Genomic DNA, 21,777 nt, shown 5'->3' on the forward strand with positions numbered 1-21,777 from the left:
CGGCACCGCCGCGCCCGCCCCGCCGCTCAGGCGCCGTCGGCGTCGAAGGCGGCCCGCAGCCAGGTGACGACGCCGGCCTCGACCAGCACCGCGTCGAACCGGCAGGGCGGCGGCGCGCCGAGCCGCATCAGGTAATGGCGCGCCGCGAAGACGATGCGCCTGCGCTTGGTGGCGCCGATGCTGGCGGCCGCGCCGCCGTGGCCCGTGCCCTTGCGCTGACGCACCTCGACGAAGACCAGCGTGCCGTCCCGGTCGCGCATCACCAGGTCGATCTCGCCGCCGCCGCGGCCGGGCGTTCGATAATTGCGGCTCACCAGGCGCAGGCCCGCCGCCTGCAGATGCGCCAGCGCCCGGTCTTCGGCCGCGTCGCCCGCGGCCTTGGTGGTAGTCGGAGTGGCGGTGCCGCCGGCAGTGCCCGCGGGTGCCGGCGCCGCGCCCGCACCGCGCCGTTTTTCAAGGAATCCCATTGAGCGCCTCTTTCGTCCCTGCCCTGTCCGCCGCGCGCGAAGCCGCGGGCGGGCAGCATTATCCGCGGGGCACCCTCTACATCGTGGCCACGCCCATCGGCAACCTGGCCGACATCACCCTGCGGGCGCTGCACGTGCTGGAGATGGTGGACGCGGTGGCCTGCGAGGACACACGCCACACCCAGCAGATGCTGCGCGCCTACGGCATCGAGCGGCGCGGCGCCCAGCTGCTGGCGGTGCACCAGCACAACGAGGCCGAGGCCGCGCAGGCGGTGCTGGCCCGCCTGCAGGCCGGCGAGCGCATCGCCTATGTCAGCGACGCCGGCACGCCCGCCGTGAGCGACCCCGGCGCCCGCCTGGTCGCCGCGGTACGGGCTGCCGGCGCGGCGGTGGTGCCGCTGCCCGGCGCCAGCAGCGTGACGACCGCCCTCAGCGCCGCCGCGGTGGTGGCGCAGGGCCACGACGACGGCGGCTTTCTCTTCGCGGGCTTCCTGCCGACCAAGGCCGGCGAGCGCGCCACCGCGGTCGCCGGCCTCGGCGCCCAGCCGCGCGCCGTGGTGTTGCTGGAGGCGCCGCACCGCATCGAGGAGATGGCGCGCGCCCTGGCAGTGCTGGGCGAGCGGCCGGTCACCTTCGCCCGCGAATTGACCAAGCAGTTCGAGGAGATCGCCACAGTGCCCGCCGCCGGGGCCGCCGCCTGGCTGGCGGCCGGGCCGCAGCGCACCCGCGGCGAGTTCGTGGTGGTGCTGCACCCTGCGCCGTCGGTGGCGGCGGAGGCCGGCGCCCTGTCGCAGGGCGATGCCCGCACGCTGCGGCTGCTGGTGGCCGAGCTGCCGGTGAAGACCGCGGTGCGCATCGCCGCCGAGATCACCGGCGCGCCGCGCAACACCCTCTACGACGCGGCACTGGCGCTGAAGCGGCAGGCGGACAGCGGCGACGGTGGCGACGCCGAGGCGGCGCCGGACACCCCGGCCGCCTGACACCGCCGGCCGGCGCCCGGTGCGCCCTCCAGACGCCGGCCGTCAGCGGCGGCCGGTGCACGCCGGTCACCGCCTTTACCCCAGCTTCGCACAGGCTAAAACTCCGGGCAGAAATTGGACCCGACACTCCCCCCATGGCAACACGCTCCTCCCGCACCTCCAGAATCCTGCGCTATGCCGCGGCGGCCGTCGTCGTCGTGGCCGTCGCCGCCGCCATCCGGCACTTCTACTTCTCGGCCCCCAAGCCCGCGCAGTTCGTCACCGCCACCGCCACCACGATGGACCTGGAAGACGCGGTGCTGGCCACCGGCACGGTGCAGGCGTTCAAGCAGGTGAGCGTCGGCGCCCAGGTCTCGGGCCAGATCAAGATCCTGCACGTCAAGCTGGGCGACACGGTCAAGAAGGGCCAGCCGGTGGCCGAGATCGACTCCACCACCCAGCAGAACAACCTGCGCAACGCCCAGGCGGGGCTCGAGAACGTGCGGGCGCAGCTGGCCGCGCAGCAGGTGGCGCTGATCCAGGCCGAGCTGAGCTACAAGCGCCAGAAGGAATTGCTCGACGCCGATGCCGGCTCGCGCCAGGACTTCGAGGCGGCCGAGGCGACGCGCAACACCACCCGCGCCAACATCGGCGCGCTCCAGGCGCAGATCCGCCAGGCCTCCATCACCGCCGAGACGGCGCAGGTCAATCTGGGCTACACCAAGATCGCGTCGCCGATCGACGGCGTGGTGGTGGCCCTGGTCGCACAGCAGGGCCAGACGGTCAACGCCAACCAGACCACGCCCACGATCATCAAGGTGGCGCAGCTCGACACCGTCACCATCAAGTCGCAGATATCGGAGGCCGACGTGGTCAAGGTGCAGGCCGGCCAGCCGGTGTACTTCACCATCCTGGGCGAGCCCGACCGCCGCTACGACGCGAAGCTGCGCACGGTGGAGCCGGCACCCGACTCGATCCTGACCGACACCACCTCGTCCTCGGCCAGCAGCAGCACCAGCACTTCGACCACCGCCATCTACTACAACGGTTTGTTCGACGTGCCCAACCCCGACGGCAAGCTGCGCATCTCGATGACCGCGCAGGTCTCGATCGTGCGGGCCGAGGCCAAGGGCGCGGTGGCGATCCCGTCGTCCGCGCTCGGTAAGCGCGAGCGCGACGGCAGCTACACCGTGCGGGTGCTGGACGCCGACGGCACCGCCCAGCCGCGCAAGATCAAGGTCGGCATGAACAACAACGTCAACGCCCAGGTGACCGAGGGCCTGGCGGCCGGCGACAAGGTGGTGCTGGGCGAGGCCGGCGCGCCGGGCACCGGTGCCGGCATGCCGGGCGGCCGCCGCCCGCCGATGCGGCTGTGACGGGCCCGGCGCGATGAACCAGGCCCTCCCCCTGACGGCGGCTCCGCCCGCCTTCGACCGCAGCGCGGGCGCGCGCCGCACCGACGCCCCGCTGCTCGATTTGCAGAAGCTGCGCCGCGAATTCCCCGCCGGCGAGACCACCGTCGCGGTGCTCAAAGACATCGACCTGGCGATCCACGCCGGCGAGATGGTCGCGATCGTCGGCCAGTCGGGCTCGGGCAAGTCGACGCTGATGAACATCCTGGGCTGCCTCGACCGGCCGAGCGGCGGCAGCTACCGGGTGCTGGGCCGCGAGACCGGCCAACTGGCGCCCGACGAGCTGGCGGCCCTGCGCCGCGAGCACTTCGGCTTCATCTTCCAGCGCTACCACCTGCTGTCGGACCTGACCGCGCGCGGCAACGTCGAGGTGCCGGCGGTGTACGCCGGTACGCCGTCGGAGGCGCGCCACGACCGGGCCGCCGCCCTGCTCGGCCGGCTGGGCCTGGCCGAGCGGGTCGGCTACCGGCCGGGGCAGCTCTCGGGCGGGCAGCAGCAGCGGGTCTCGATCGCGCGGGCGCTGATGAACGGCGGCAGCGTGATCCTGGCCGACGAGCCCACCGGCGCGCTCGACACCGGCAGCGGCGAGGAGGTGATGAAGATCCTGCAGGAGCTGCATGCCGAGGGCCACACGATCATCATCGTGACCCACGACATGGCGGTGGCCGAGCATGCCGAGCGGATCATCGAGATCCGCGACGGCGAGATCATCGGCGACCGGCCCACCGGCCGGATGCAGGGCGTGGTGGACCGGCCCGCGCCGCCGCAACTGCCACCGCGCCCCGCCGCGGCCGGCGGCCTGGCAGCGCTGCGCGACCGGTTCACCGAAGCCTTCGGCATGGCGCTGCTGGCGATGAACGCGCACCGGCTGCGCACCTTTCTGACGATGCTGGGCATCATCATCGGCATCGCCTCGGTGGTGGCGGTGGTGGCGATCGGCGAGGGCTCGCGGCTGCAGGTGCTGAAGAACATCAGCTCGATCGGCACCAACACGATCGAGGTGTTCTCGGGCACCGGCTTCGGCGACCCCCGCTCGGCGCGGGTGCGCAGCCTGGTGCCGGCCGACGCCGACGCGCTGGCGCGGCAGGGCTACGTGGACAGCGTCACGCCCACGCTCAGCAGTTCGGTCACCGGGCGCTACCGCAACATCGAGGCATCGGTCACCGTGCTGGGCGCGGGCGAGCAGTACTTCCGGGTGAAGGGCGTCACCATCGCGCAGGGCAACCCGTTCGGGGCCGACAACGTGCAGCGGCGCGAGCAGGTGGCGGTGATCGACGACAACACCAGGAAGACCCTGTTCCCCAACACGCCCGACCCGGTGGGCGAGGTGATCCTCCTGGGCAGCGTGCCGGTGCGGGTGATCGGCGTGGCGGCCAAGAGCGAATCGGCCTTCGGCAATACCGAGGCGCTGAACGTCTTCGTGCCCTACACCACCGCGATGAGCCGGATCGTCAACCAGAACTACCTGCGCAGCATCACCGTGCGGGTGCGCGACGACGCGCCCACCACCGCGGCCGAGGCCGGCATCAACGCGCTGCTGCTGCAGCGCCACGGCCGCAAGGACTTCTACGTGCTCAACACCGACAGCATCCGCCAGACGATCGAGGCCACCACCAAGACGCTGACGCTGCTGATCGCCTCGATCGCGGTGATCTCGCTGATCGTGGGCGGCATCGGCGTGATGAACATCATGCTGGTCTCGGTGACCGAGCGGACCCGCGAGATCGGGGTGCGCATGGCCGTCGGCGCGCGGCAGGGCGACATCCAGCAGCAGTTCCTGATCGAGGCGGTGCTGGTCTGCCTGCTGGGCGGCGTGCTGGGCATCGCCCTGGCGCTGACCATCGGCCAGGTGGTCGCCGGCGTGGGCGGGGATTTCCAGCTGGTGTATTCGACCGGCTCGATGGTGGCGGCCTTCGTCTGCTCGACGCTGATCGGCGTGGTGTTCGGCTTCCTGCCGGCGCGCAATGCGGCACGCCTGGACCCGGTGGACGCATTGGCACGGGACTGACGAGGTGCCTGAACGAATGGAACGACACGACATGAGCACAGGCCGACGGACTCTCTCCCTGGTGTCCACCGCGCTGGCCGCCGCGCTGCTGGCCGGCTGCGGCACGCCGGGCGCCGACCGCTATGCCGCGCCCGATCTGCGCTTGGCTCCGCAGTGGCGCGAGACCGGAACCGGCGTGGTGCAGGCGCCCGCCGCCGCTGGGTCGCGGGCCCCGGCCTCCGCCGACAACCCGCCGGACGTGCGCGCCCTGCCGGCGGCCGCCGTCGCGGTGGACTGGTGGACGGCGTTCGGCGATCCGGCGCTCGACGCGCTGGTGGCGCAGGCCCAGCGCTACAACAACGACCTGGCCGCCACCGCGATCCGGGTGCGGCGGGCGCAGCTCAACGCGGGACTGGCGGCGGTGCCGCTGGTGCCGCAGCTCAGCGGCAACGTCGGCGCCAGCGCATCGCGCGGGCTGGGCAACAGCAACCGCGGCAACGGCTCGGTGCGCTCGGCGTCGTCGAGCCTGGGCGCCAGCTACGAGGTCGACCTGTGGAACCGCCTGGGCAGCGCCCGCGACGCCGCCCGCTGGGAAGCCCTGGCGACGGTGCAGGACCGCGAATCCGCCGCCCAGGCCCTGGCCGGCACCACCGCCACGCTCTACTGGCAGGTGGCCTATGCCAACCAGCGGCTGGCCCTGGCCGCGCAGAGCATCGCCTATGCCGAGCGCACCGTGGCGCTGGTGCAGGCGCAGTACGCCGCCGGCGCGATCTCGGGCCTGGAGCTGGCCGAGGCGCGGCAGACGCTGGCCTCGCAGCGTGCCAGCCAGACCCAGCTGCGCCAGCAGCGGGTGCAGGCGCTCAATTCGCTCGGCCTGCTGTTCGACGGCCGGCTGACCGTCGGCGGCGCCCCGGTCGGCGAGGTGCCGCCGGTGCCCGGCCTGCCCACGCTGGGCGCTCCCGCCGGAGCGGAGGCGGTGCTGGACTGGCGCGAGCCCACGGTGCTGCCCGCCGGGCCGCTGCCGGCGGTCGAGGCCGGCCTGCCCGCCGACCTGATCGCCCGCCGGCCCGACGTCCGCGCGGCCGAGCTGCGCCTGCGCAGCAGCCTGAAGAACGTCGACGCCACCCGCGCCACCTTCTACCCGGCGCTGACCCTCACCGGCGCGCTGGGCACCTCGAGCAACGCGCTGCTCAGCCTGCTGCAGAACCCGGTCGCCAGCCTGGGCGCCGGTATCAGCCTGCCCTTCCTGCAGGCGACGCAGCGCAGCCTGTCGATCCAGGTGTCGCAGACCCAGTACGAGGAGGCGGTGACGCTGTTCCGCCAGAGCGTCTACCAGTCACTGGCCGACGTGGACAACGCGCTGTCGGCCCGCCAGCAGTTCGAGGCGCAGGCTGCGCTGCTGGCCGAATCGCTGGCCGAAGCGCAGCGGGCCGAGCGGCTCTACGAGATCCGCTACCGCGCCGGCTCGGTCGCCCTCAAGCCCTGGCTCGATGCGCAGGAAAAGCGCCGCAACGCCGAGATCGCGGTGGCCGACAACCGGCTCAACCGCCTGGGCAACCATGCGACGCTGTTCCAATCGATAGGCGGACCGGCGGTCAACCCCGCGCTACCAATTCAATAGCAACATGCCGGCAAGGGATGCCGGCTGCAGGCACGAAAGCCTCATAATCGCGCGTTTGCGCATCCGGCGGCCGCAGGCGCCGCCGCAGCGCTGGGAAGGATTGGCATGAGAAAGACATTTGCGCTGGAGACCCCCGGCAAGCACCCCGACCGGGTGCTGGAAGCGACCAAGCACGAGATCCGCAAGTACGTGCAGCGCGAGCGCCGCAAGCCGCTGCCGGCCGGTGCCGACTTCTGGGATTTCGACTGCCGCGTGGGTGCCACCGCCGACGACGCCGAGCAGGTGCACCTGGCCGCCCTCACCGAGCGCATCGACGCGCTGGTGCAGCAGGGCCGCAAGGACGTCTACGTCGAGGTGCTGGCCCGCCCGGCCAACCGCAACCCCCGCGCTCCGGCCGGGGGCGACGTGCTGGCCGCGGAACTCGACGGCGGCGACCCGACGTCCCGCGCATGATGCTCGCCGCCATCACCGTCGCCCACACCTACAAGGGCAAGAAGACCGCCGAGCCGCAGACGTTCGCGATGCACCCGTTCGCCGAGAAGCAGGGCGAGCACGCCGGCTGCTACGAGATCGTGCACAGCCGCCGCGGTGCCGAGGCGCCCGAGCATTCCGGCTACGTGACCGACGACCAGCTGGCCGAGCTGTTCGCCCGCGGCCTGATCGAGACGCTGGGCCTGCGCCTGCGTCTGCAGCCCGCCGAGGGCCTGTACCCCGACTCGCTGCCCGCCAAGAAGGTGCCGCGCAGCAGCATCGCCGAGGGCTCCGACTTCGCCCGCCGGGTCGAAGCCTTCGAAGGCCGCGGCCCGGTCACCGCCGGCCTGCGCACCGTGCTGGCCGGCATGGGCCTGAACGTTTCCTAGCCGCCCTGCCGCAGCTGCACGCCGCCGGCATAGGCCAGGCCGGCCGCGACGCCGCCGAAGCGGTCGCCCTCGACCAGCGGCGTCTCGGGGAAACGCCGCCGCAGCATCTGCTGGAACGGCGCCAGTGCCGACGAGCCGCCGGTGAGGTAGATCGCATCCGGCGCGCGCGGCAGGCCGGCGCGGCGCAGGCAGTCGGAGGCGCAGTCGCCCACGCTCTCCAGCAGCGGCCGCAGGTGGCGGGCCACCGCGCCGGCGCTCAGCGACGCCGACAGGCCCCGCTCCACGAAATCCAGGTCGATCGGCACCGCGCCCGTCGCCGTGGCGCTGGCGATCTTGGCCTCTTCCACCGCGGTGGCCAGGCGGTGGCCGTCGCGCTGCTCCAGCACCCGCACCAGCCGGGCGTGCAGCACCGGGTCGGCGAAGTCGCGGCGCAGCTCGGCCACCTTGCGGATCGACTGCGGCGCGTACAGCCACTGGATCAGGTGCCAGGTCGCCAGGTCGAAAAAGGTGGCGTTGGGCACCTCGCGGCCGCTGGGGCCGATGTGGTGCAGGCCCAGCAGCGGCATCACCTCGTCGAGGCTCAGGCGTCGGTCGAAGTCGGTGCCGCCGATGTGCACGCCGGTGGTGGCCAGCACGTCGTCGGTGCGGTCGGCACGGGCCATGCGGTCGGGGCCCAGGCGCACCACGGTGAAGTCGGAGGTGCCGCCGCCGATGTCGGCGATCAGCACCAGCGATTCCCGGGCGACGCGGCGTTCGTAGTCGAGCGCGGCGGCGATCGGCTCCAGCTGGAACGCGATGTCCTCGAAGCCCGCGTCCTCGGCCGCCTGCTGCAGCGAGGCCTGGGCCTGCGCGTCGCGCGCCGGGTCGTCGTCGACGAAATGCACCGGCCGGCCGAGCACCACCTGGCGCGGCCGGGTGCCCAGCACGGTGGTCGCCCGGTCGGAGAGTTCGCGCAGGAAGAGCGAGATCACGTCCTGGAAGCTCATCGCCTCGCCGTTGATGGAGGTGGTCTCCTGCAGCAGGCTGCTGCCCAGCAGGCTCTTGAGCGAGCGCATCAGCCGGCCCTCGGTGCCGGCCAGGTACTGGGCCAGCGCGTCGCGGCCGTAGTGGGTGCGGCGGTCTTCGGCGTTGAAGAAGAGCGTCGTGGGCAGCGCGGTGGCGGTGCCCTCCATCGCCAGCAGCAGGGAGGCGCCGCCCGCGGCACGGTAGGCGACGGCCGAATTGGAGGTGCCGAAGTCGATGCCCAGGCAGCCGGCGGAGGGTGGGGCGGTCATGCGCGTGAATCCTGGCAAAAAGCCGCCGATGGTACCCGCAGCGGTGGCGCTGCTACCCTTGGCCGCCCACCTGCCTGCCACCCCTCCCACTGCCGACCATGGACGACATCACCGCCGCCGACCACATGCGGGCCGCCCTCGCCGAAGGCCGCCGCGCCCTGCCCGCCTGCCTGCCCAATCCGCCGGTGGGCTGCGTGCTGGTGCGGGACGGCGCGATCATTGCGCGCGGCTTCACCCAGCCGCCGGGCCATCCGCATGCCGAGGCGCTGGCGCTGCAGCAGGTGGACGGCCCGCTCGGCGACGTGACCGCCTTCGTCACCCTGGAGCCGTGTGCCTTCCACGGCCGCACCCCGTCGTGCGCGAGGACGCTGGTGGCCCGGGGCGTGCGCCGGGTGTTCGTGGCGATGCTCGACCCGGATGCGCGCAACAGCGGCCGGGGGATCGCGATCCTGCGGGAAGCGGGCGTGGAGGTGACGGTGGGCCTGCTGGAGGCAGAGGCGGTGCGCGACCTGTCGCCGTATCTGGCGCTGCCGGAGAACGGCGCGCCGCAGGGCTAGGCGCCGAGCCGCTCGAGTTGTGCCGCGGTGTCGGCCGCGCCCATGGTGCGGGCCAGGTCGAGCGCGGTGAGCCCGTCGCTGCTGCGGGTGGCCGGCGATGCCCCCCGGGCCAGCAGCAGGTCGACGATCGCGGTGCGGTTGAACATGGCGGCGAACATCAGCGCCGTCTTGCCGCCGGGCGGCGCGAACTCGGCCTTCGCGCCGTGTTCCAGCAGCAGCTCGGCCATCGGCAGGTTGCCCTTGAAGGCGGCGCCGGCCAGCGGCGTCTGGGCCATGTCGTTGGCCCGGTCGGGATCGGCGCCGTGCTGCAGCAGCAGCCGGGTGGCGTCCAGGTGGCCGTGGTAGCTGGCCAGCATCAGCAGCGTGTCGCCCTTGTGGTTGCCCATGTTGGGCGGCAGGCCGCGCTCGAGCATCGGCTGCAGGCCCTCGGCGTCGCCGGTGCGGGCGTAGTCGAACATCTTGTGGGCGAAGTCGAGCATGTCCTGCTCGGTCGCGGTAGTGACGGCGGGCGCTGCGGTGTCGGGTGTGGGATGCATGGTGCGTGTCTCGAGGGCGGGGCGGTGCTGCCATTGGGCCATCGGCGCGCGCCGCCGGTGTGAGTTTCCATTGCAGGGGGCATCGGACAGCGGTGACACGGCATTCGCGGGGCGGAGCGATACTCGCGGCGGCGCGAAATGGTTCGCGCCCACCGGGCCGCACCACGGCCTCACCCCCAGACGCCGCTGCCGCCCATGATCGAAGCACCCCACGTCATCGCCTGCGAAAGCTGCGATGCGGTGTACCGCCGCACGGCGCTGCGTCCGCGCGAGGTGGCGCGCTGCTCCCGCTGCGGCGGCGAACTGGCCCGGCCTTCGGGCGAGCAGAGCCACCGGCTGCTGCCGCTGACGCTGGCGAGCCTGGCGATGTTCGTGGTCGCCAACGTGTTCCCCATCGTCGAGATCGAGCTGCGCGGCCTGCGCAGCCGCACCACCCTGACCGGCGCGGTGCTGGCGCTGGCGACCGAGGGCCAGTGGCTGGTCGCGTCGCTGGTGCTGCTGACCACGCTGGTGTTCCCGCTGCTGCAGATGCTGTCCCTGGTGTGGCTGCTGGTGCCGCTGGCGCGGGGCCGCCGGCCGGCGGGCTTCGTGCCCATCGTGCAGACGCTGCAGACCCTGCGGCCGTGGGGCATGGTCGAGGTGTTCCTGCTGGGCGTGCTGGTGGCGCTGGTCAAGCTGTCGGGCCTGGCCACGGTGCTGCCGGGGCCGGCGCTCTGGGGTTTCGTGGCGCTGACGGTGCTGATGACGATGGTGCTGTCCTTCGATCCGCGCGGCTTCTGGGACCTGTCCCGCACGCTCGAATCCGACGAAGCGTCGGGCGGAGCGGCGGCATGACCGCGCAGCAGGCGCCGCGCCGCTGGCAGCCGGGCGAAGACGTGCTGGCCCGCCAGGACGAGGACCTGCAGGTCCCGACCGCCCGCGCACTGGGCCTGCTGCCTTGCCGCCGCTGCGGCACCGTCTGGCAGGAGGCGCACGAGGGCGAGCGCTGCCAGCGCTGCGGCAGCCGGCTGCACACCTCCAAGCCCGACAGCCTGAACCGCACCTGGGCGCTGCTGGTCGCCGCCTGCATCATGTACCTGCCGGCCAACCTGCTGCCGGTGATGGTGACCCGCTCCCTGTTCGGCACCCAGCAGGACACGATCATGAGCGGCGTGGTGTTCTTCTGGCTGAGCGGCTCCTACGGCGTCGCCACCATCATCTTCGTGGCCAGCTTCCTGGTGCCGCTCTTCAAGCTGGTGGCCTTGATCGTGCTGCTGGTGACCGCGCAGCGGCGCAGCGACTGGCGGCGCGCCGAGCGGGCACGGCTCTACCATGTGATCGAGTTCATCGGCCGCTGGTCGATGCTCGACGTGTTCGTGGTGGCGCTGCTGGCCGGCCTGGTGCGGATCCAGGGCTTCGCCGAAATCACCGCCGGGCCGGGCATCGCCGCCTTCGGCGCGGTGGTGGTCCTGACCATGCTGGCATCGCTGACCTTCGACCCGAAACTGAGCTGGTATTTCCAGCCCGGCCCACCGCGCCCGGAAGGCGCCACCCCATGACCGACCACGGCAACACACCCCCACCGACCGACATCGCCGCCGAGGCGGCCGCCCCCCGCATCACCCGGCGCCGCAACTGGCTGCCCTCGCTGATCTGGCTGATCCCGGTGGTGGCGGCGCTGGTCGGCATCGCCCTGGTGGCGCGGGTGCTGGTCAACCGCGGCCCCGAGATCGAGGTGAGCTTCAAGACCGCAGAAGGCCTGGAGGCCGGCAAGACGGCGGTGCGCTACAAGAACGTGCAGATCGGCGTGGTGCAGAGCCTACGCCTGGACCGCGACCGCTCCAAGGTGCGGGTGGTGCTGCAGCTGGGCGAGGACGCCAGCGGCTTCACCACCGAGGACACCCGCTTCTGGGTGGTGCGGCCGCGGCTCGACACCTCGGGCATCTCGGGGCTGGGCACGCTGCTGTCGGGCGCCTACATCGCGGCCGACCCGGGCACGGCGGAGAACACCGTCAGTTCCTTCGTGGGCCTGGAGGTGCCGCCGATCGTGACCCGCGACGCTTCGGGCAAGCAGTTCGTGCTGAGCGCGGCCGACATCGGCTCGCTGGACATCGGCGCGCCGATCTACTTCCGGCACATCCGGGTGGGCCAGGTGGCCTCGTACGAGCTGAACCCCGACGGCCGCGGCGTCACCATCCGCATCTTCGTGAACGCGCCCTACGACAACTTCGTCGGCGCCAACACCCGGTTCTGGCACGCGAGCGGCATCGACATGCAGCTCAGTTCGTCGGGTGTGACGCTGCGCACCCAGTCGTTCGCCTCGATCCTGCTGGGCGGCATCGCCTTCGGCGCGCCCGAGGAGGGCGGCGGCCCGGTGGCGTCCGAGAACACCACCTTCGGCCTGGCCGGCGACGAGACCACCGCGATGAAGAAGCCCGACGGCCCGGCCCAGACCCTGCTGCTGTACTTCAACCAGTCGCTGCGCGGGCTGCAGCCCGGCGCCGCGGTCGATTTCCGCGGCGTGGTCATCGGCGAGGTGAAGTCGATCGGTGCCGAGTTCTCCCGGACCGAGCGCGATTTCCGGATGCCGGTGCTGGTGCAGGTCTACCCCGACCGGCTGCGGCAGCGCAACGGCGACACCGCGCCCGAATCGAAGCGCACCCAGGAGGAACGCCTGCGCATCCTGGTCGACAAGGGCCTGCGCGCGCAGCTGCGCAACGGCAACCTGCTGACCGGCCAGCTGTACGTGGCCTTCGACTTCTTCCCCAAGTCGCCGGCCGCGAAGATCGACTTGGCAAAGGTGCCGCTGGAACTGCCCACCGTGGCCAACAGCCTGGACGAACTGCAGAGCCAGGTGCAGGAGATCGTCGGCAAGGTCAACAAGGTGCCGATCGAGGAGATCGGCCGCGACGTGCGGGCCACCCTGGCCAAGCTCGACAAGACCCTGGTCGGTGCCGAGACGCTGACGCGCACGCTCAACAACGACGTGTCGCCCGAGATCACCGCCGCGCTGAAGGATGCCCGCAAGACCATCGACAGCGCCAACCAGATGCTGGCGTCCGACGCACCGCTGCAGGCCGACCTGCGTCAGACGCTGCAGGAGCTGTCGCGCACGGCCACCTCGGTGCGGGTGCTGACCGACTATCTGGAACGCCATCCCGAATCGCTTTTGCGCGGCAAGCCTGAGGACAAGAAGTGAAGCCTGCATCCATCCCGTCCCGCCTCCCCGCATGGGGCCTGGCCCTGGCCGCCTGCGCCCTGGCCGCCGGCTGCGCCGGTCAGCCCGACCGCTACTACACGCTGGCCGACCCTGCGGCCCTGCGCACCGCGCCGGCCGCGGCTCCGCAGGCCGCGCCCACGATGGCCATCGAGGTGCTGCCGGTCGGCGTGCCCGAACGGCTGGCGCGGCCGCAGATGGTGGTGCGCACCTCGGCCGCAAGCCCGGAGGTCCAGGTGCTGGAGCAGCACCGCTGGTCGGCATCGTTCGAGAAGGAACTGCGGGACGCCCTGTCGTCGGGCATCGCCACGCGCCTGGGCGCGATCGATGCCAGCAAGACGCCGGCCGCCGCCGGCCTGCGCCCGTGGCGCATCGCGGTGCAGGTGGCCCGGTTCGACGCGGTCGAGGGCGAACGGGTCGACGGCGCCTTCACCTGGACGCTGCGCCGCGCGGGCACGCCGCAGCAGCTCGACTGCCGGCTCGACACGTCGGTGGCGGCGGGCGCCGGCATGGCCGCGCTGGCCCAGGCATCGGGAGAAGTGGCCGCCCGGCTCGCCAAGACCATCGCCGACGCGATCGCGTCGGCCGATGCGGCGGCGGGTGAGGCAAGGACGCTGCGCTGCCCTGCGCCGGGCGGCATGTCCTGACAGTGCAGGGGTGACGAAGGCAGAAGCGCCTTCCCTGCGACTGAAGGGTGACGACCCACGCATGGCAGGTGGTCGTCACTGATCGAAAAACTGGTGCGGCTGGCGGGGATCGAACCCACGACCCTTGGCTTCGGAGGCCAATACTCTATCCACTGAGCTACAGCCGCATGTGCCCGGCAAGGATCCGGGCAGCCCGAGATTATCGCCTATCGGAAGGCCCGTTGGCGCAAAAGGCGCGAAGCCGCGCCACGGCGCACCTCAAATAGACACCGGCTCCTCTGCCGGAACCGGCGCCGCGACCGCCGGTCCCAGGCCCATGCCGGCCAGGTAGATGTCGAACACCGCGGCGCCGGCGGCCTGCAGGTCGAACTCGCCGGGCAGCAGCAGCCAGTTCTGGATCAGGCCGTCGACCATCGCGTGCAGGCCGTGGGCGGCCATCTCGCAGGTGATCGGCGGCGGGCGGCCGGCGCGGGCGAAGGCCAGGCGCAGGCCCTCGGCCATGCGGGCCAGGCACTCGGTGCGGACGGCCAGGTGCCGGTCGCGCACCGCCTGCAGCTCGCCGACGTATTCGACCTTGTGGGTGGCGATCTCGAACACGGTGCGCACCTGCACGTCGTGGGTCACCACGCGCAGCGCATGCTGCAGCGCGTCACGGATCTGCTGGATCGGGTCGTCCTCGGGGTCGGCGCCCACCCGGCCGATGGCGTTCTCGAGCGGCAGGGTCACCCGCTCCATCATCGCGTTGAACAGGTCGGCCTTGTCCTTGAAATGCCAGTAGATGGCGCCGCGGGTGGTGCCCGCGGCGACGGCGATGTCGTTCAGGGCGGTGCGGGAGACGCCCTGGTCGTGGAAAAGCCGCTCCGCCGCGTCCAGCAACTGGGAGCGGGTGGCGAGGGCGTCTTCCTTGGTTCTACGGGCCATGCGGCGGCTTTCGGTGTGGAATGTGCTTGGCTTTCGCCGGGGGCAAATGCCGTTGTCTGGGAACGGAGCGGCAGCGGCTGCTGTCTTTATACATTCATGATTGTATGTATACTGCGCCTGTTTTCCCTTATCCCGATGGCAGCAGTGCGACTTGGCACCGCTGCCGTCTTTCGTTTCCGCCCTGCTCCGACCCCTGGAAGGATTTCCGATGCTTGCCTTGCGCGACGCCCCGCCCCGCCTGTCCCTGACTCCCACCACGCTCGCCGTCGCGGCGGTGCTGGTGCTGCTTCTGGCCGGCTGCGGCAAGAAGGACGCGGCGCCGGCCGCCGGTGCGCCTCCGGGCGGCGGCATGCCGCCGCCCCAGGTCGGCGTGGTGACGGTGCAGCTGGGCGACGTGGGTCTGGTCACCGAGCTGCCCGGCCGGGTCGAGGCCTCGCGGATCGCCCAGGTGCGCGCCCGCGCCGCCGGCGTCGTGCAGAAGCGGCTGTTCAAGGAAGGCAGCGACGTGAAGGCCGGCCAGCCGCTGTTCCAGATCGATTCCGCCCCGTACGCCGCCACATTCCAGAGCGCGCAGGCCTCGCTGGCCCGGGCCGAGGCCAACCTGTCCCAGGCCACCGCGACGGCCGAGCGCTACAAGCCGCTGGTCGAGGCCAATGCGATCAGCCGCCAGGACTACGTGAACGCCCAGGCCACGCAGAAGCAGGCCGCGGCCGACGTCGCCGTGGCCCGCGCCGGCGTGCAGACCGCCAAGATCAACCTCGACTACGCGAGCGTCACCGCCCCCATCGCCGGCCGCATCGGCCGCGCGCTGGTGACCGAAGGCGCGCTGGTCGGCCAGGGCGAGAGCACCCAGCTGGCGGTGATCCAGCAGATCGACCCGGTCTACGTCAACTTCACCCAGTCGGCCACCGAGGTGATGAAGCTGCGCAACGCGCTGCAGAGCGGCAAGTTCAAGCGCGCCAGCGGCGCCGAAGCCGCCAGCATCCGGGTGGTGCTGGAAGACGGCAGCGAATACGGCCGCGACGGCCGCCTGCTGTTCTCCGACCTGACGGTGGACTCCACCACCGGCCAGATCACCCTGCGCGCCGAGGTGCCCAACCCCACCGGCCAGCTGCTGCCGGGCCTCTATGTCCGGGTGCGCCTGGAGCAGGCCCAGGCCAAGAACGCGATCCTGCTGCCGCAGCAGGCGGTGACCCGCACCACCGACGGCGACACGGTGACGCTGGTCGACGCCGAGGGCAAGATGAGCAAGCGCAAGGTGGTGCTGGGCGACTCCAAGGGCGCCAGCTGGGTGGTGCTCGACGGCCTGAAGGGCGGCGAGCAGGTGATGGTCGACGGCTTCCAGAAGCTGCAGATGCTGCCGCCGGGCGCGCCGGTCAAGCCGGTGCCGTGGACCCCGCCGGCACCGCAGGGCGCCGCGCCCGCGGCCCCCGCGCAAGGCACCGCGGCCCCGGCCGCCGGCGCACCCGCCGCTGCCGACGCCGGCTCCGCCGCCAAGGCCGCCGAACCGGCCGCGGCGCCGGCGACCAAGTAAGGAGCAGCACCGATGGCAAAGTTCTTTATCGACAGGCCGATCTTCGCCTGGGTGATCGCCCTCTTCCTGCTGGTGGCAGGCGGCGTCGCGATCACGCAGCTGCCGATCGCGCAGTACCCGGCGGTCGCGCCGCCCGCGGTGGTGGTCAACGCCACCTATCCCGGCGCCTCGGCCAAGACGCTCGAGGACAGCGTGCTGGCGGTGATCGAGCGCGAGATGAACGGCTCGCCCGGCCTGCTCTACATGGAGACGGTGGCCCAGGCCAACGGCACCGGCTCGATCACGCTGAGCTTCGCGCCCGGCACCAACCCCGACCTGGCCCAGGTGGACGTGCAGAACCGCCTCTCGCGCGCCACGCCCCGGCTGCCCGCCGCGGTGACGCAGCAGGGCGTGCGGGTCGACAAGTCGCGCAACAACTTCCTGCTGTTCATGATGCTGTCGTCGGACGATCCGGCGCAGGACGTGATCAAGCTGGGCGACTACGCCTCCCGCAACCTGGTGCCCGAACTGCAGCGGATCGACGGCGTCGGCCAGGTCCAGCTCTTCGGCACCGAGCGCGCCATGCGCATCTGGATCGACCCGACCAAGCTGACCGGCCTGAACCTGTCGGTGGCCGACGTGACCAGCGCGATCACCGCGCAGAACGCGCAGGTCTCGGCCGGCTCGATCGGCGACCTGCCCAACATCGCCGAGCAGGCGATCTCCGCCACCGTGGTGGTGTCGGGCCAGCTCACCTCGCCCGAGCAGTTCGGCAACATCGTGCTGCGCGCCAACACCAACGGCGCCACCGTGCGCCTGAAGGACGTGGCCCGCGTCGAGCTGGGCGCGCAGGCCTACGCCACCTCGGCCCGCCTGAACGGCAAGCCCGCGGTCGGCATGGGCGTGCAGCTCACCCCCACCGGCAACGCGCTGGGCGTGGCCAAGGCGGTGCGCGCGCGCATGGGCGAGCTCGAGAAGTTCTTCCCCTCGGGCGTGAAGTGGCAGATCCCGTACGACAGCTCCGAGTTCGTGCAGATCTCGATCACCCAGGTGGCGCACACGCTGGTCGAAGCCATCGTGCTGGTGTTCCTGGTGATGTTCCTGTTCCTGCAGAACTGGCGCTACACGATCATCCCGACCATCGTGGTGCCGGTGGCCCTCACCGGCACGGTGGCGGTGATGCTGGCGCTCGGCCTGTCGATCAACGTGCTGACGATGTTCGGCATGGTGCTGGTGATCGGCATCGTGGTGGACGACGCGATCGTGGTGGTGGAGAACGTCGAGCGGATCATGAGCGAGGAAGGCCTGCCGCCGCTGGAGGCGACGCGCAAGGCGATGTCGCAGATCTCGGGCGCCATCATCGGCGTGACCGTGGTGCTGATCGCGGTGTTCATCCCGCTGGCCTTCTTCTCCGGCTCGGTCGGCAACATCTACCGCCAGTTCTCGGTGGTGATGGCGACCTCGATCGCGTTCTCGGCCTTCCTGGCCCTGTCGCTCACGCCGGCGCTCTGCGCCACGCTGCTCAAGCCTGTGGAAGCCGGCCACAACCACGAGAAGCGCGGCTTCTTCGGCTGGTTCAACCGCCATTTCAGCCGCGGCGCCAAGCGCTACGAAGGCTTCGTGTCGCGCATGCTGCGCCGCACCGGCCGCTCGGCCATCGTCTACCTGCTGCTGCTCGGCGTGGTGGGCGTGCTGTACCTGCGCCTGCCCAGCGGCTTCCTGCCCAACGAGGACCAGGGCAACATCATCGTGAACGTGCAGCTGCCGCCGGGTGCGACCCAGCAGCGCGCGGTGGCGGTGATGGAGCAGGTCGAGGGCTTCATGCTCAAGCAGCCCGAAGTGGCCAGCATGGTGGGCGTGCTGGGCTTCAGCTTCTCCGGACAGGGCCAGAACGCGGCGCTCGCCTTCGTGACGCTCAAGCCGTGGGACGAACGCAAGGAGGCCGGCAATTCGGCATCCGCCCTGGCGGGCCGCGCGTTCGGCGCGCTCTCGGGCATCCGCGACGCCTTCATCTACCCGCTGTCGCCGCCCGCGATTCCCGAACTGGGCACCGGCACCGGCTTCAAGTTCATGCTGCAGGACCGCGCCGGCAACAGCCACGAGGCCCTGGTCGCCGCGCGCAACCAGGTGCTGGGCATGGCGTCGAAGGACCCGGCGCTGGCGCAGGTGCGGCCCAACGGCATCGAGGACGCGCCGCAGCTGCGGCTGGAGATCGACCGCGACAAGGCCAACGCCCTCGGCGTGAGCTTCGCCTCGATCAACCAGACGATCTCGGCCAACCTCGGCTCGGCCTACATCAACGATTTCCCGAACAACGGACGGCTGCAGCGGGTGGTGGTGCAGGCCGATGCGTCGGAGCGGATGCAGCCGGCCGACATCCTGCGGCTCAACGCGGTCAACGCGCAGGGCCAGCCGGTGCCGCTGTCGGCCTTCGCCACGACGCGGTGGGAATCCGGCCCGATGCAGACGGTGCGCTACAACGGCTATCCGGCGATGCGGATCGAGGGCGACGCCGCCCCCGGCTACAGCAGCGGCGACGCCCTGCTGGCGATGGAGAAGATCGCCCAGAAGCTGCCCGCGGGCTTCGGCTTCGAATGGAGCGGCATCTCGCGCGAGGAAAAGCTGGCGGGCTCGCAGGCCTTCATCCTCTACGGCTTCTCGATCCTGGCGGTGTTCCTGTGCCTGGCCGCGCTCTACGAGAGCTGGTCGATCCCGGTGGCGGTGCTGCTGGTGGTGCCGCTCGGCGTGCTGGGCGTGGTGATCGGCACTCTGCTGCGCAAGTACAACGCCGACGTCTACTTCCAGGTGGGGCTGATCACCATCATCGGCCTGTCGGCGAAGAACGCGATTCTGATCATCGAGTTCGCCAAGGACCTGCAGGCGACCGGCAAGGGCGTGGTCGAGTCTGCGCTCGAAGCGGCCCACCTGCGGTTCCGCCCGATCGTGATGACCTCGATGGCCTTCATGCTGGGCGTGGTGCCGCTGTTCCTGGCCTCGGGCGCGGGCTCGGCCAGCCAGCGGGCCATCGGCACCGGCGTGATCGGCGGCATGCTGACCGGCACGGTGCTGGCGGTGTTCTTCGTGCCGGTTTTCTTCGTGGTGGTGCGCTCCTTCTTCAAGGGCAGCAAGCGCCAGCAACATATGTATGAAGAGCATGCCAAGCATGCGGGAATGGGGGGCGGCCATGCCAACGATGAACAAGTCTGATCGCCGGGCGCGGCGCGCGCCCCTTTCGCTGGGCCTTCTGGCGGCCGCCCTGCTGCTGGCCGGCTGCAGCATGATCCCCGCCTACGAGCGGCCCGAGGCGCCGGTGGCGGCCGACTGGCCGTCGAACGTGGCCTTCGCCGCCGCCGGTTCGCCGCAGGCCCCGGTGGCCCGCGCGGCCGACCTGCCCTGGCAGGACTACTTCGCCGACGAGCGGCTGCGCCGCCTGATCGGCCTGGCGCTCGACAACAACCGCGACCTGCGGCTGGCGATGCTCAACGTCGAGCAGGTGCGGGCGCAGTACCAGATCCAGCGCGCCAACCTGTTCCCGACGGTCAACCTGTCGTCGACCGCGCAACGGGCGCCCAACCTCGTCAACGGCAACCTGACAAACTCCTTCAACGTCGGGCTGGCCGTCAGCGCCTGGGAGATCGATTTCTTCGGCCGGCTCTCCAGCCTGAAGGAACAGGCGCTGGCCCAGTACCTGGCGAGCGACGAGGGCCGCAAGGCCGCGCAGATCAGCCTGGTCTCGGCGGTCGCCAACGGCTGGCTGGCGCTGCTGGCCGACGAGGAGCTGATCGACCTGTCGCGCCGCACCGTCGCCACGCGGGAGGAATCGATCCGCCTGACCAAGCTGCGGCTCGACAACGGCGTCGCCTCGGAGCTGGACTTCCGCCAGGCCGAATCGCTGACCGAGACCGCCCGCGCCACCCTGGCGCAGCAGCTGCGCCAGCGCGCCCAGGACGAGAACGCCCTGGTGCTGCTGCTGGGCCAGTCGCTGCCCGAGGACCTGCGCGCCGAAACCGCCCGCCTGCGGCTGGCCGATGCGCCCCAACTGGCCGAACTGCCCGCCGGCCTGCCGTCGGAGCTGCTGGTCAACCGGCCGGACATCCGCCAGTCGGAGCAGTTGCTGCTGGCCTCCAACGCCAACATCGGCGCGGCGCGCGCGGCCTTCTTCCCGCGGATCGCGCTGACCGCCCAGGCCGGCACCGCCAGCAACGAACTCGACGGCCTGTTCAAGAGCGGCTCCTGGGGCTTCACCCTGGCGCCGCAGCTGCTGCTGCCGATCTTCGACGCCGGCCGCAACCGGGCCGGCCTGGCCTCGGCCACCGCCGGGCGCGACATCGCGGTGGCGCAGTACGAGAAGAGCATCCAGACCGCCTTCCGCGAAGTGGCCGACGCACTGGCCGGCCGGGCCACGCTCGGCGAGCAGCTGCGCGCCCAGCAGGCCCAGGCGCAGGCCGAATCGATCCGGTTCAACCTGTCGGACCTGCGCTACAAGAACGGCGTCTCCAGCTACCTCGACCTGCTCGACGCCCAGCGCTCGCTCTTCACCGCGCAGCAACTGGCGGTGCAGACGCGCCTGCTGCAGCTGCAGAACCAGGTGACGCTGTACCGGGTGCTGGGCGGCGGCTGGACCGAGCCGCCCGCGGTGCCGGTGGCCGCGGCCGCACCGGCCGCGCCTACCGCCACGCGCTGACCGCGCTTGCCCTGCTTTCGGCGACGGCCGGACGCGGCGGCCTCCTCACTGAACGCCGGCCCCGCGCCGGCGTTTTCACGTCCGGCAGGGCGCCTTTCCCCCCTGCCGGCCTGCGGCACGGGCACCCTGGGGGAGACCCGCAGAGGGCGCCAAAACGGGGCGTTTTGGGGGGTCGCTGTCTATAATGAAAGGTTGATTTTTCAAAGCCCACGATCCATATTGAGGACGCCATGAGCGACACCATCCACGAAGAAGCCCACAGCGGCCCGGTCAAGAACCCGAAGCAGTTGTTGATCACGGTGTTTTTCTCGTTCGTGATCCCGATCTTCATCATCATCGGCCTGGTGATGTTCGTGGTGTCCGCCAACAAGCCCGCCGCCGGTGCCAGCGACCTCGCCAAGGCGGCCGACGCCCGCATCCAGCGCGTCGGCACGGTGGAGATCCGCGACGCCAACCGCCCGCTCAAGGGCGGCGAGGAAGTCTTCAAGGCCCAGTGCGTGACCTGCCACGGTGCAGGCGTGGCCGGCGCGCCCAAGTTCGGCGATGCCGGCGCCTGGGCGGCCCGCATCAAGACCGGCTACGACGCGCTGCTGCACTCGGCCCTGGCCGGCAAGGGCGCGATGGCACCGCAGGGCGGCGGCGACTTCGACGACGTGGAGATCGGCCGCGCGGTGGTCTACATGGCCAATGCGGCCGGCGCCAGCTTCCCGGTGCCCGATCGCGCAGCAGCCCCGGCGGCGGCCGACGGCGCAGCCCCTGCGGCCGCTGCCGCGGCACCGATGGCGACGGCCCCCGCTGCTGCACCGGTCGCGCCGGTTGCGGCTGCCACCGCGGCCGCCGCCGCCACGCCGGCGCCCGCACCGGTCGCCGTGGCGGCAGCCGGTGGCGGCGCGGGCGAGGCGCTCTACAAGCAGGCCTGCCAGCTGTGCCACGCCGCCGGCGTCGCCGGCGCGCCCAAGTTCGGCGACAAGGCCGCCTGGGCCGAGCGCCTGAAGGACGGCATCGACGGCATGACCAAGATCGCCATCGCCGGCAAGGGCGCGATGCCGCCGCGCGGCGGCACCCAGGCATCGGACGCCGAGATCCGCGCCGTCGTCGAATACATGGCGGCTGCGGTCAAGTAGAGACCACTCCCAGGCTGCG

General features: G+C 71.6%; 19 protein-coding genes and 1 tRNA gene. 15 read left to right on the forward strand and 5 right to left on the reverse strand.

Going from position 1 to position 21,777, the window contains the following annotated elements:
- Nucleotides 1-26: 26 nt before the first annotated feature.
- On the reverse strand, nt 27-467 hold the full coding sequence (locus tag ASE76_RS15220; protein WP_055841182.1) for a YraN family protein: 441 nt from the start codon (nt 465-467) through the stop codon (nt 27-29).
- On the opposite strand from ASE76_RS15220, the gene rsmI reads away from it, so the two are divergent.
- From rsmI to ASE76_RS15250, 6 genes are all read left to right on the forward strand, one after another.
- Nucleotides 467-1,447 (forward strand): 16S rRNA (cytidine(1402)-2'-O)-methyltransferase, encoded by a 981-nt coding sequence (rsmI, locus tag ASE76_RS15225; RefSeq protein ID WP_055841185.1) that lies wholly within the window; start codon nt 467-469, stop codon nt 1,445-1,447. The two genes, ASE76_RS15220 and rsmI, sit on opposite strands and share 1 nt — an antisense overlap.
- A 134-nt stretch (nt 1,448-1,581) precedes the next feature.
- Nucleotides 1,582-2,802 carry an efflux RND transporter periplasmic adaptor subunit gene (locus tag ASE76_RS15230; protein ID WP_055841188.1) on the forward strand — a complete coding sequence of 407 codons (1,221 nt, stop codon included), beginning with the start codon at nt 1,582-1,584 and terminating at the stop codon, nt 2,800-2,802.
- A 13-nt stretch (nt 2,803-2,815) separates the two neighbouring features.
- Complete coding sequence (locus tag ASE76_RS15235) at nt 2,816-4,846, forward strand: MacB family efflux pump subunit (protein WP_082448607.1); 2,031 nt, start codon at nt 2,816-2,818, stop codon at nt 4,844-4,846.
- Between the two features lie 31 nt (nt 4,847-4,877).
- Nucleotides 4,878-6,446 carry a TolC family protein gene (locus tag ASE76_RS15240; RefSeq protein WP_055841441.1) on the forward strand — a complete coding sequence of 523 codons (1,569 nt, stop codon included), beginning with the start codon at nt 4,878-4,880 and terminating at the stop codon, nt 6,444-6,446.
- Between the two features lie 105 nt (nt 6,447-6,551).
- Nucleotides 6,552-6,899, forward strand: coding sequence for a DUF6172 family protein (locus tag ASE76_RS15245; RefSeq protein ID WP_055841190.1), 348 nt, complete (start codon nt 6,552-6,554; stop codon nt 6,897-6,899).
- Nucleotides 6,896-7,306 (forward strand): hypothetical protein, encoded by a 411-nt coding sequence (locus tag ASE76_RS15250; protein ID WP_055841191.1) that lies wholly within the window; start codon nt 6,896-6,898, stop codon nt 7,304-7,306. The genes ASE76_RS15245 and ASE76_RS15250 overlap by 4 nt, the downstream gene beginning before the upstream one ends.
- Here ASE76_RS15250 and ASE76_RS15255 read toward each other — a convergent pair.
- The gene (locus ASE76_RS15255) at nt 7,303-8,580 is read right to left on the reverse strand and encodes an Hsp70 family protein (RefSeq protein ID WP_055841193.1); all 1,278 of its coding nucleotides are present in this window, start codon (nt 8,578-8,580) and stop codon (nt 7,303-7,305) included. The two genes, ASE76_RS15250 and ASE76_RS15255, sit on opposite strands and share 4 nt — an antisense overlap.
- Before the next feature lie 98 nt (nt 8,581-8,678).
- Between ASE76_RS15255 and ASE76_RS15260 the strand changes: the two genes are divergently transcribed.
- Nucleotides 8,679-9,137 (forward strand): bifunctional diaminohydroxyphosphoribosylaminopyrimidine deaminase/5-amino-6-(5-phosphoribosylamino)uracil reductase RibD, encoded by a 459-nt coding sequence (locus ASE76_RS15260; protein WP_055841195.1) that lies wholly within the window; start codon nt 8,679-8,681, stop codon nt 9,135-9,137.
- On the opposite strand, the gene ASE76_RS15265 is transcribed toward ASE76_RS15260, so the two are convergent.
- A complete protein-coding gene (locus ASE76_RS15265; RefSeq protein WP_055841444.1) occupies nt 9,134-9,673 on the reverse strand; it encodes an ankyrin repeat domain-containing protein in 540 nt (179 codons plus the stop codon). The two genes, ASE76_RS15260 and ASE76_RS15265, sit on opposite strands and share 4 nt — an antisense overlap.
- A 195-nt stretch (nt 9,674-9,868) precedes the next feature.
- Between ASE76_RS15265 and ASE76_RS15270 the strand changes: the two genes are divergently transcribed.
- The 4 genes from ASE76_RS15270 to ASE76_RS15285 are packed head-to-tail and all read left to right on the forward strand — an operon-like array spanning nt 9,869 to nt 13,516.
- Complete coding sequence (locus ASE76_RS15270) at nt 9,869-10,507, forward strand: paraquat-inducible protein A (protein ID WP_055841197.1); 639 nt, start codon at nt 9,869-9,871, stop codon at nt 10,505-10,507.
- On the forward strand, nt 10,504-11,211 hold the full coding sequence (locus ASE76_RS15275) for a paraquat-inducible protein A (protein ID WP_055841199.1): 708 nt from the start codon (nt 10,504-10,506) through the stop codon (nt 11,209-11,211). The genes ASE76_RS15270 and ASE76_RS15275 overlap by 4 nt, the downstream gene beginning before the upstream one ends.
- Complete coding sequence (locus ASE76_RS15280; protein WP_055841202.1) at nt 11,208-12,851, forward strand: intermembrane transport protein PqiB; 1,644 nt, start codon at nt 11,208-11,210, stop codon at nt 12,849-12,851. The genes ASE76_RS15275 and ASE76_RS15280 overlap by 4 nt, the downstream gene beginning before the upstream one ends.
- Complete coding sequence (locus ASE76_RS15285; RefSeq protein WP_236698476.1) at nt 12,848-13,516, forward strand: membrane integrity-associated transporter subunit PqiC; 669 nt, start codon at nt 12,848-12,850, stop codon at nt 13,514-13,516. The genes ASE76_RS15280 and ASE76_RS15285 overlap by 4 nt, the downstream gene beginning before the upstream one ends.
- Nucleotides 13,517-13,607: 91 nt before the next feature.
- On the opposite strand, the gene ASE76_RS15290 is transcribed toward ASE76_RS15285, so the two are convergent.
- Both ASE76_RS15290 and ASE76_RS15295 read right to left on the reverse strand, forming a co-directional pair.
- A tRNA-Arg gene (locus tag ASE76_RS15290) sits at nt 13,608-13,683 on the reverse strand.
- Between the two features lie 91 nt (nt 13,684-13,774).
- Nucleotides 13,775-14,437 carry a TetR family transcriptional regulator gene (locus ASE76_RS15295; RefSeq protein ID WP_055841205.1) on the reverse strand — a complete coding sequence of 221 codons (663 nt, stop codon included), beginning with the start codon at nt 14,435-14,437 and terminating at the stop codon, nt 13,775-13,777.
- A 208-nt stretch (nt 14,438-14,645) separates the two neighbouring features.
- On the opposite strand from ASE76_RS15295, the gene ASE76_RS15300 reads away from it, so the two are divergent.
- From ASE76_RS15300 to ASE76_RS15315, 4 genes are all read left to right on the forward strand, one after another.
- On the forward strand, nt 14,646-15,971 hold the full coding sequence (locus ASE76_RS15300; protein ID WP_055841209.1) for an efflux RND transporter periplasmic adaptor subunit: 1,326 nt from the start codon (nt 14,646-14,648) through the stop codon (nt 15,969-15,971).
- A gap of 12 nt (nt 15,972-15,983) precedes the next feature.
- Nucleotides 15,984-19,157 (forward strand): efflux RND transporter permease subunit, encoded by a 3,174-nt coding sequence (locus ASE76_RS15305; RefSeq protein WP_055841211.1) that lies wholly within the window; start codon nt 15,984-15,986, stop codon nt 19,155-19,157.
- A complete protein-coding gene (locus ASE76_RS15310; RefSeq protein ID WP_055841214.1) occupies nt 19,144-20,634 on the forward strand; it encodes an efflux transporter outer membrane subunit in 1,491 nt (496 codons plus the stop codon). The genes ASE76_RS15305 and ASE76_RS15310 overlap by 14 nt, the downstream gene beginning before the upstream one ends.
- Before the next feature lie 230 nt (nt 20,635-20,864).
- On the forward strand, nt 20,865-21,758 hold the full coding sequence (locus tag ASE76_RS15315; RefSeq protein WP_055841217.1) for a cytochrome c5 family protein: 894 nt from the start codon (nt 20,865-20,867) through the stop codon (nt 21,756-21,758).
- Nucleotides 21,759-21,777: the final 19 nt, after the last annotated feature.

Origin of the sequence: Xylophilus sp. Leaf220 (assembly GCF_001421705.1) — a bacterium.
Lineage (GTDB): Bacteria > Pseudomonadota > Gammaproteobacteria > Burkholderiales > Burkholderiaceae_C > Xylophilus.

Excerpts from the sequence above, each read along its gene's own strand:
- ASE76_RS15220 (WP_055841182.1), bottom strand. The coding sequence starts at position 467 with ATGGGATTCCTTGAAAAACGGCGCGGTGCGGGCGCGGCGCCGGCACCC.
- ASE76_RS15230 (WP_055841188.1), top strand. The coding sequence starts at position 1,582 with ATGGCAACACGCTCCTCCCGCACCTCCAGAATCCTGCGCTATGCCGCG.
- ASE76_RS15235 (WP_082448607.1), top strand. The coding sequence starts at position 2,816 with ATGAACCAGGCCCTCCCCCTGACGGCGGCTCCGCCCGCCTTCGACCGC.
- ASE76_RS15240 (WP_055841441.1), top strand. The coding sequence starts at position 4,878 with ATGAGCACAGGCCGACGGACTCTCTCCCTGGTGTCCACCGCGCTGGCC.
- ASE76_RS15245 (WP_055841190.1), top strand. The coding sequence starts at position 6,552 with ATGAGAAAGACATTTGCGCTGGAGACCCCCGGCAAGCACCCCGACCGG.
- ASE76_RS15250 (WP_055841191.1), top strand. The coding sequence starts at position 6,896 with ATGATGCTCGCCGCCATCACCGTCGCCCACACCTACAAGGGCAAGAAG.
- ASE76_RS15255 (WP_055841193.1), bottom strand. The coding sequence starts at position 8,580 with ATGACCGCCCCACCCTCCGCCGGCTGCCTGGGCATCGACTTCGGCACC.
- ASE76_RS15260 (WP_055841195.1), top strand. The coding sequence starts at position 8,679 with ATGGACGACATCACCGCCGCCGACCACATGCGGGCCGCCCTCGCCGAA.
- ASE76_RS15265 (WP_055841444.1), bottom strand. The coding sequence starts at position 9,673 with ATGCATCCCACACCCGACACCGCAGCGCCCGCCGTCACTACCGCGACC.
- ASE76_RS15270 (WP_055841197.1), top strand. The coding sequence starts at position 9,869 with ATGATCGAAGCACCCCACGTCATCGCCTGCGAAAGCTGCGATGCGGTG.
- ASE76_RS15275 (WP_055841199.1), top strand. The coding sequence starts at position 10,504 with ATGACCGCGCAGCAGGCGCCGCGCCGCTGGCAGCCGGGCGAAGACGTG.
- ASE76_RS15280 (WP_055841202.1), top strand. The coding sequence starts at position 11,208 with ATGACCGACCACGGCAACACACCCCCACCGACCGACATCGCCGCCGAG.
- ASE76_RS15295 (WP_055841205.1), bottom strand. The coding sequence starts at position 14,437 with ATGGCCCGTAGAACCAAGGAAGACGCCCTCGCCACCCGCTCCCAGTTG.
- ASE76_RS15300 (WP_055841209.1), top strand. The coding sequence starts at position 14,646 with ATGCTTGCCTTGCGCGACGCCCCGCCCCGCCTGTCCCTGACTCCCACC.
- ASE76_RS15305 (WP_055841211.1), top strand. The coding sequence starts at position 15,984 with ATGGCAAAGTTCTTTATCGACAGGCCGATCTTCGCCTGGGTGATCGCC.
- ASE76_RS15310 (WP_055841214.1), top strand. The coding sequence starts at position 19,144 with ATGAACAAGTCTGATCGCCGGGCGCGGCGCGCGCCCCTTTCGCTGGGC.
- ASE76_RS15315 (WP_055841217.1), top strand. The coding sequence starts at position 20,865 with ATGAGCGACACCATCCACGAAGAAGCCCACAGCGGCCCGGTCAAGAAC.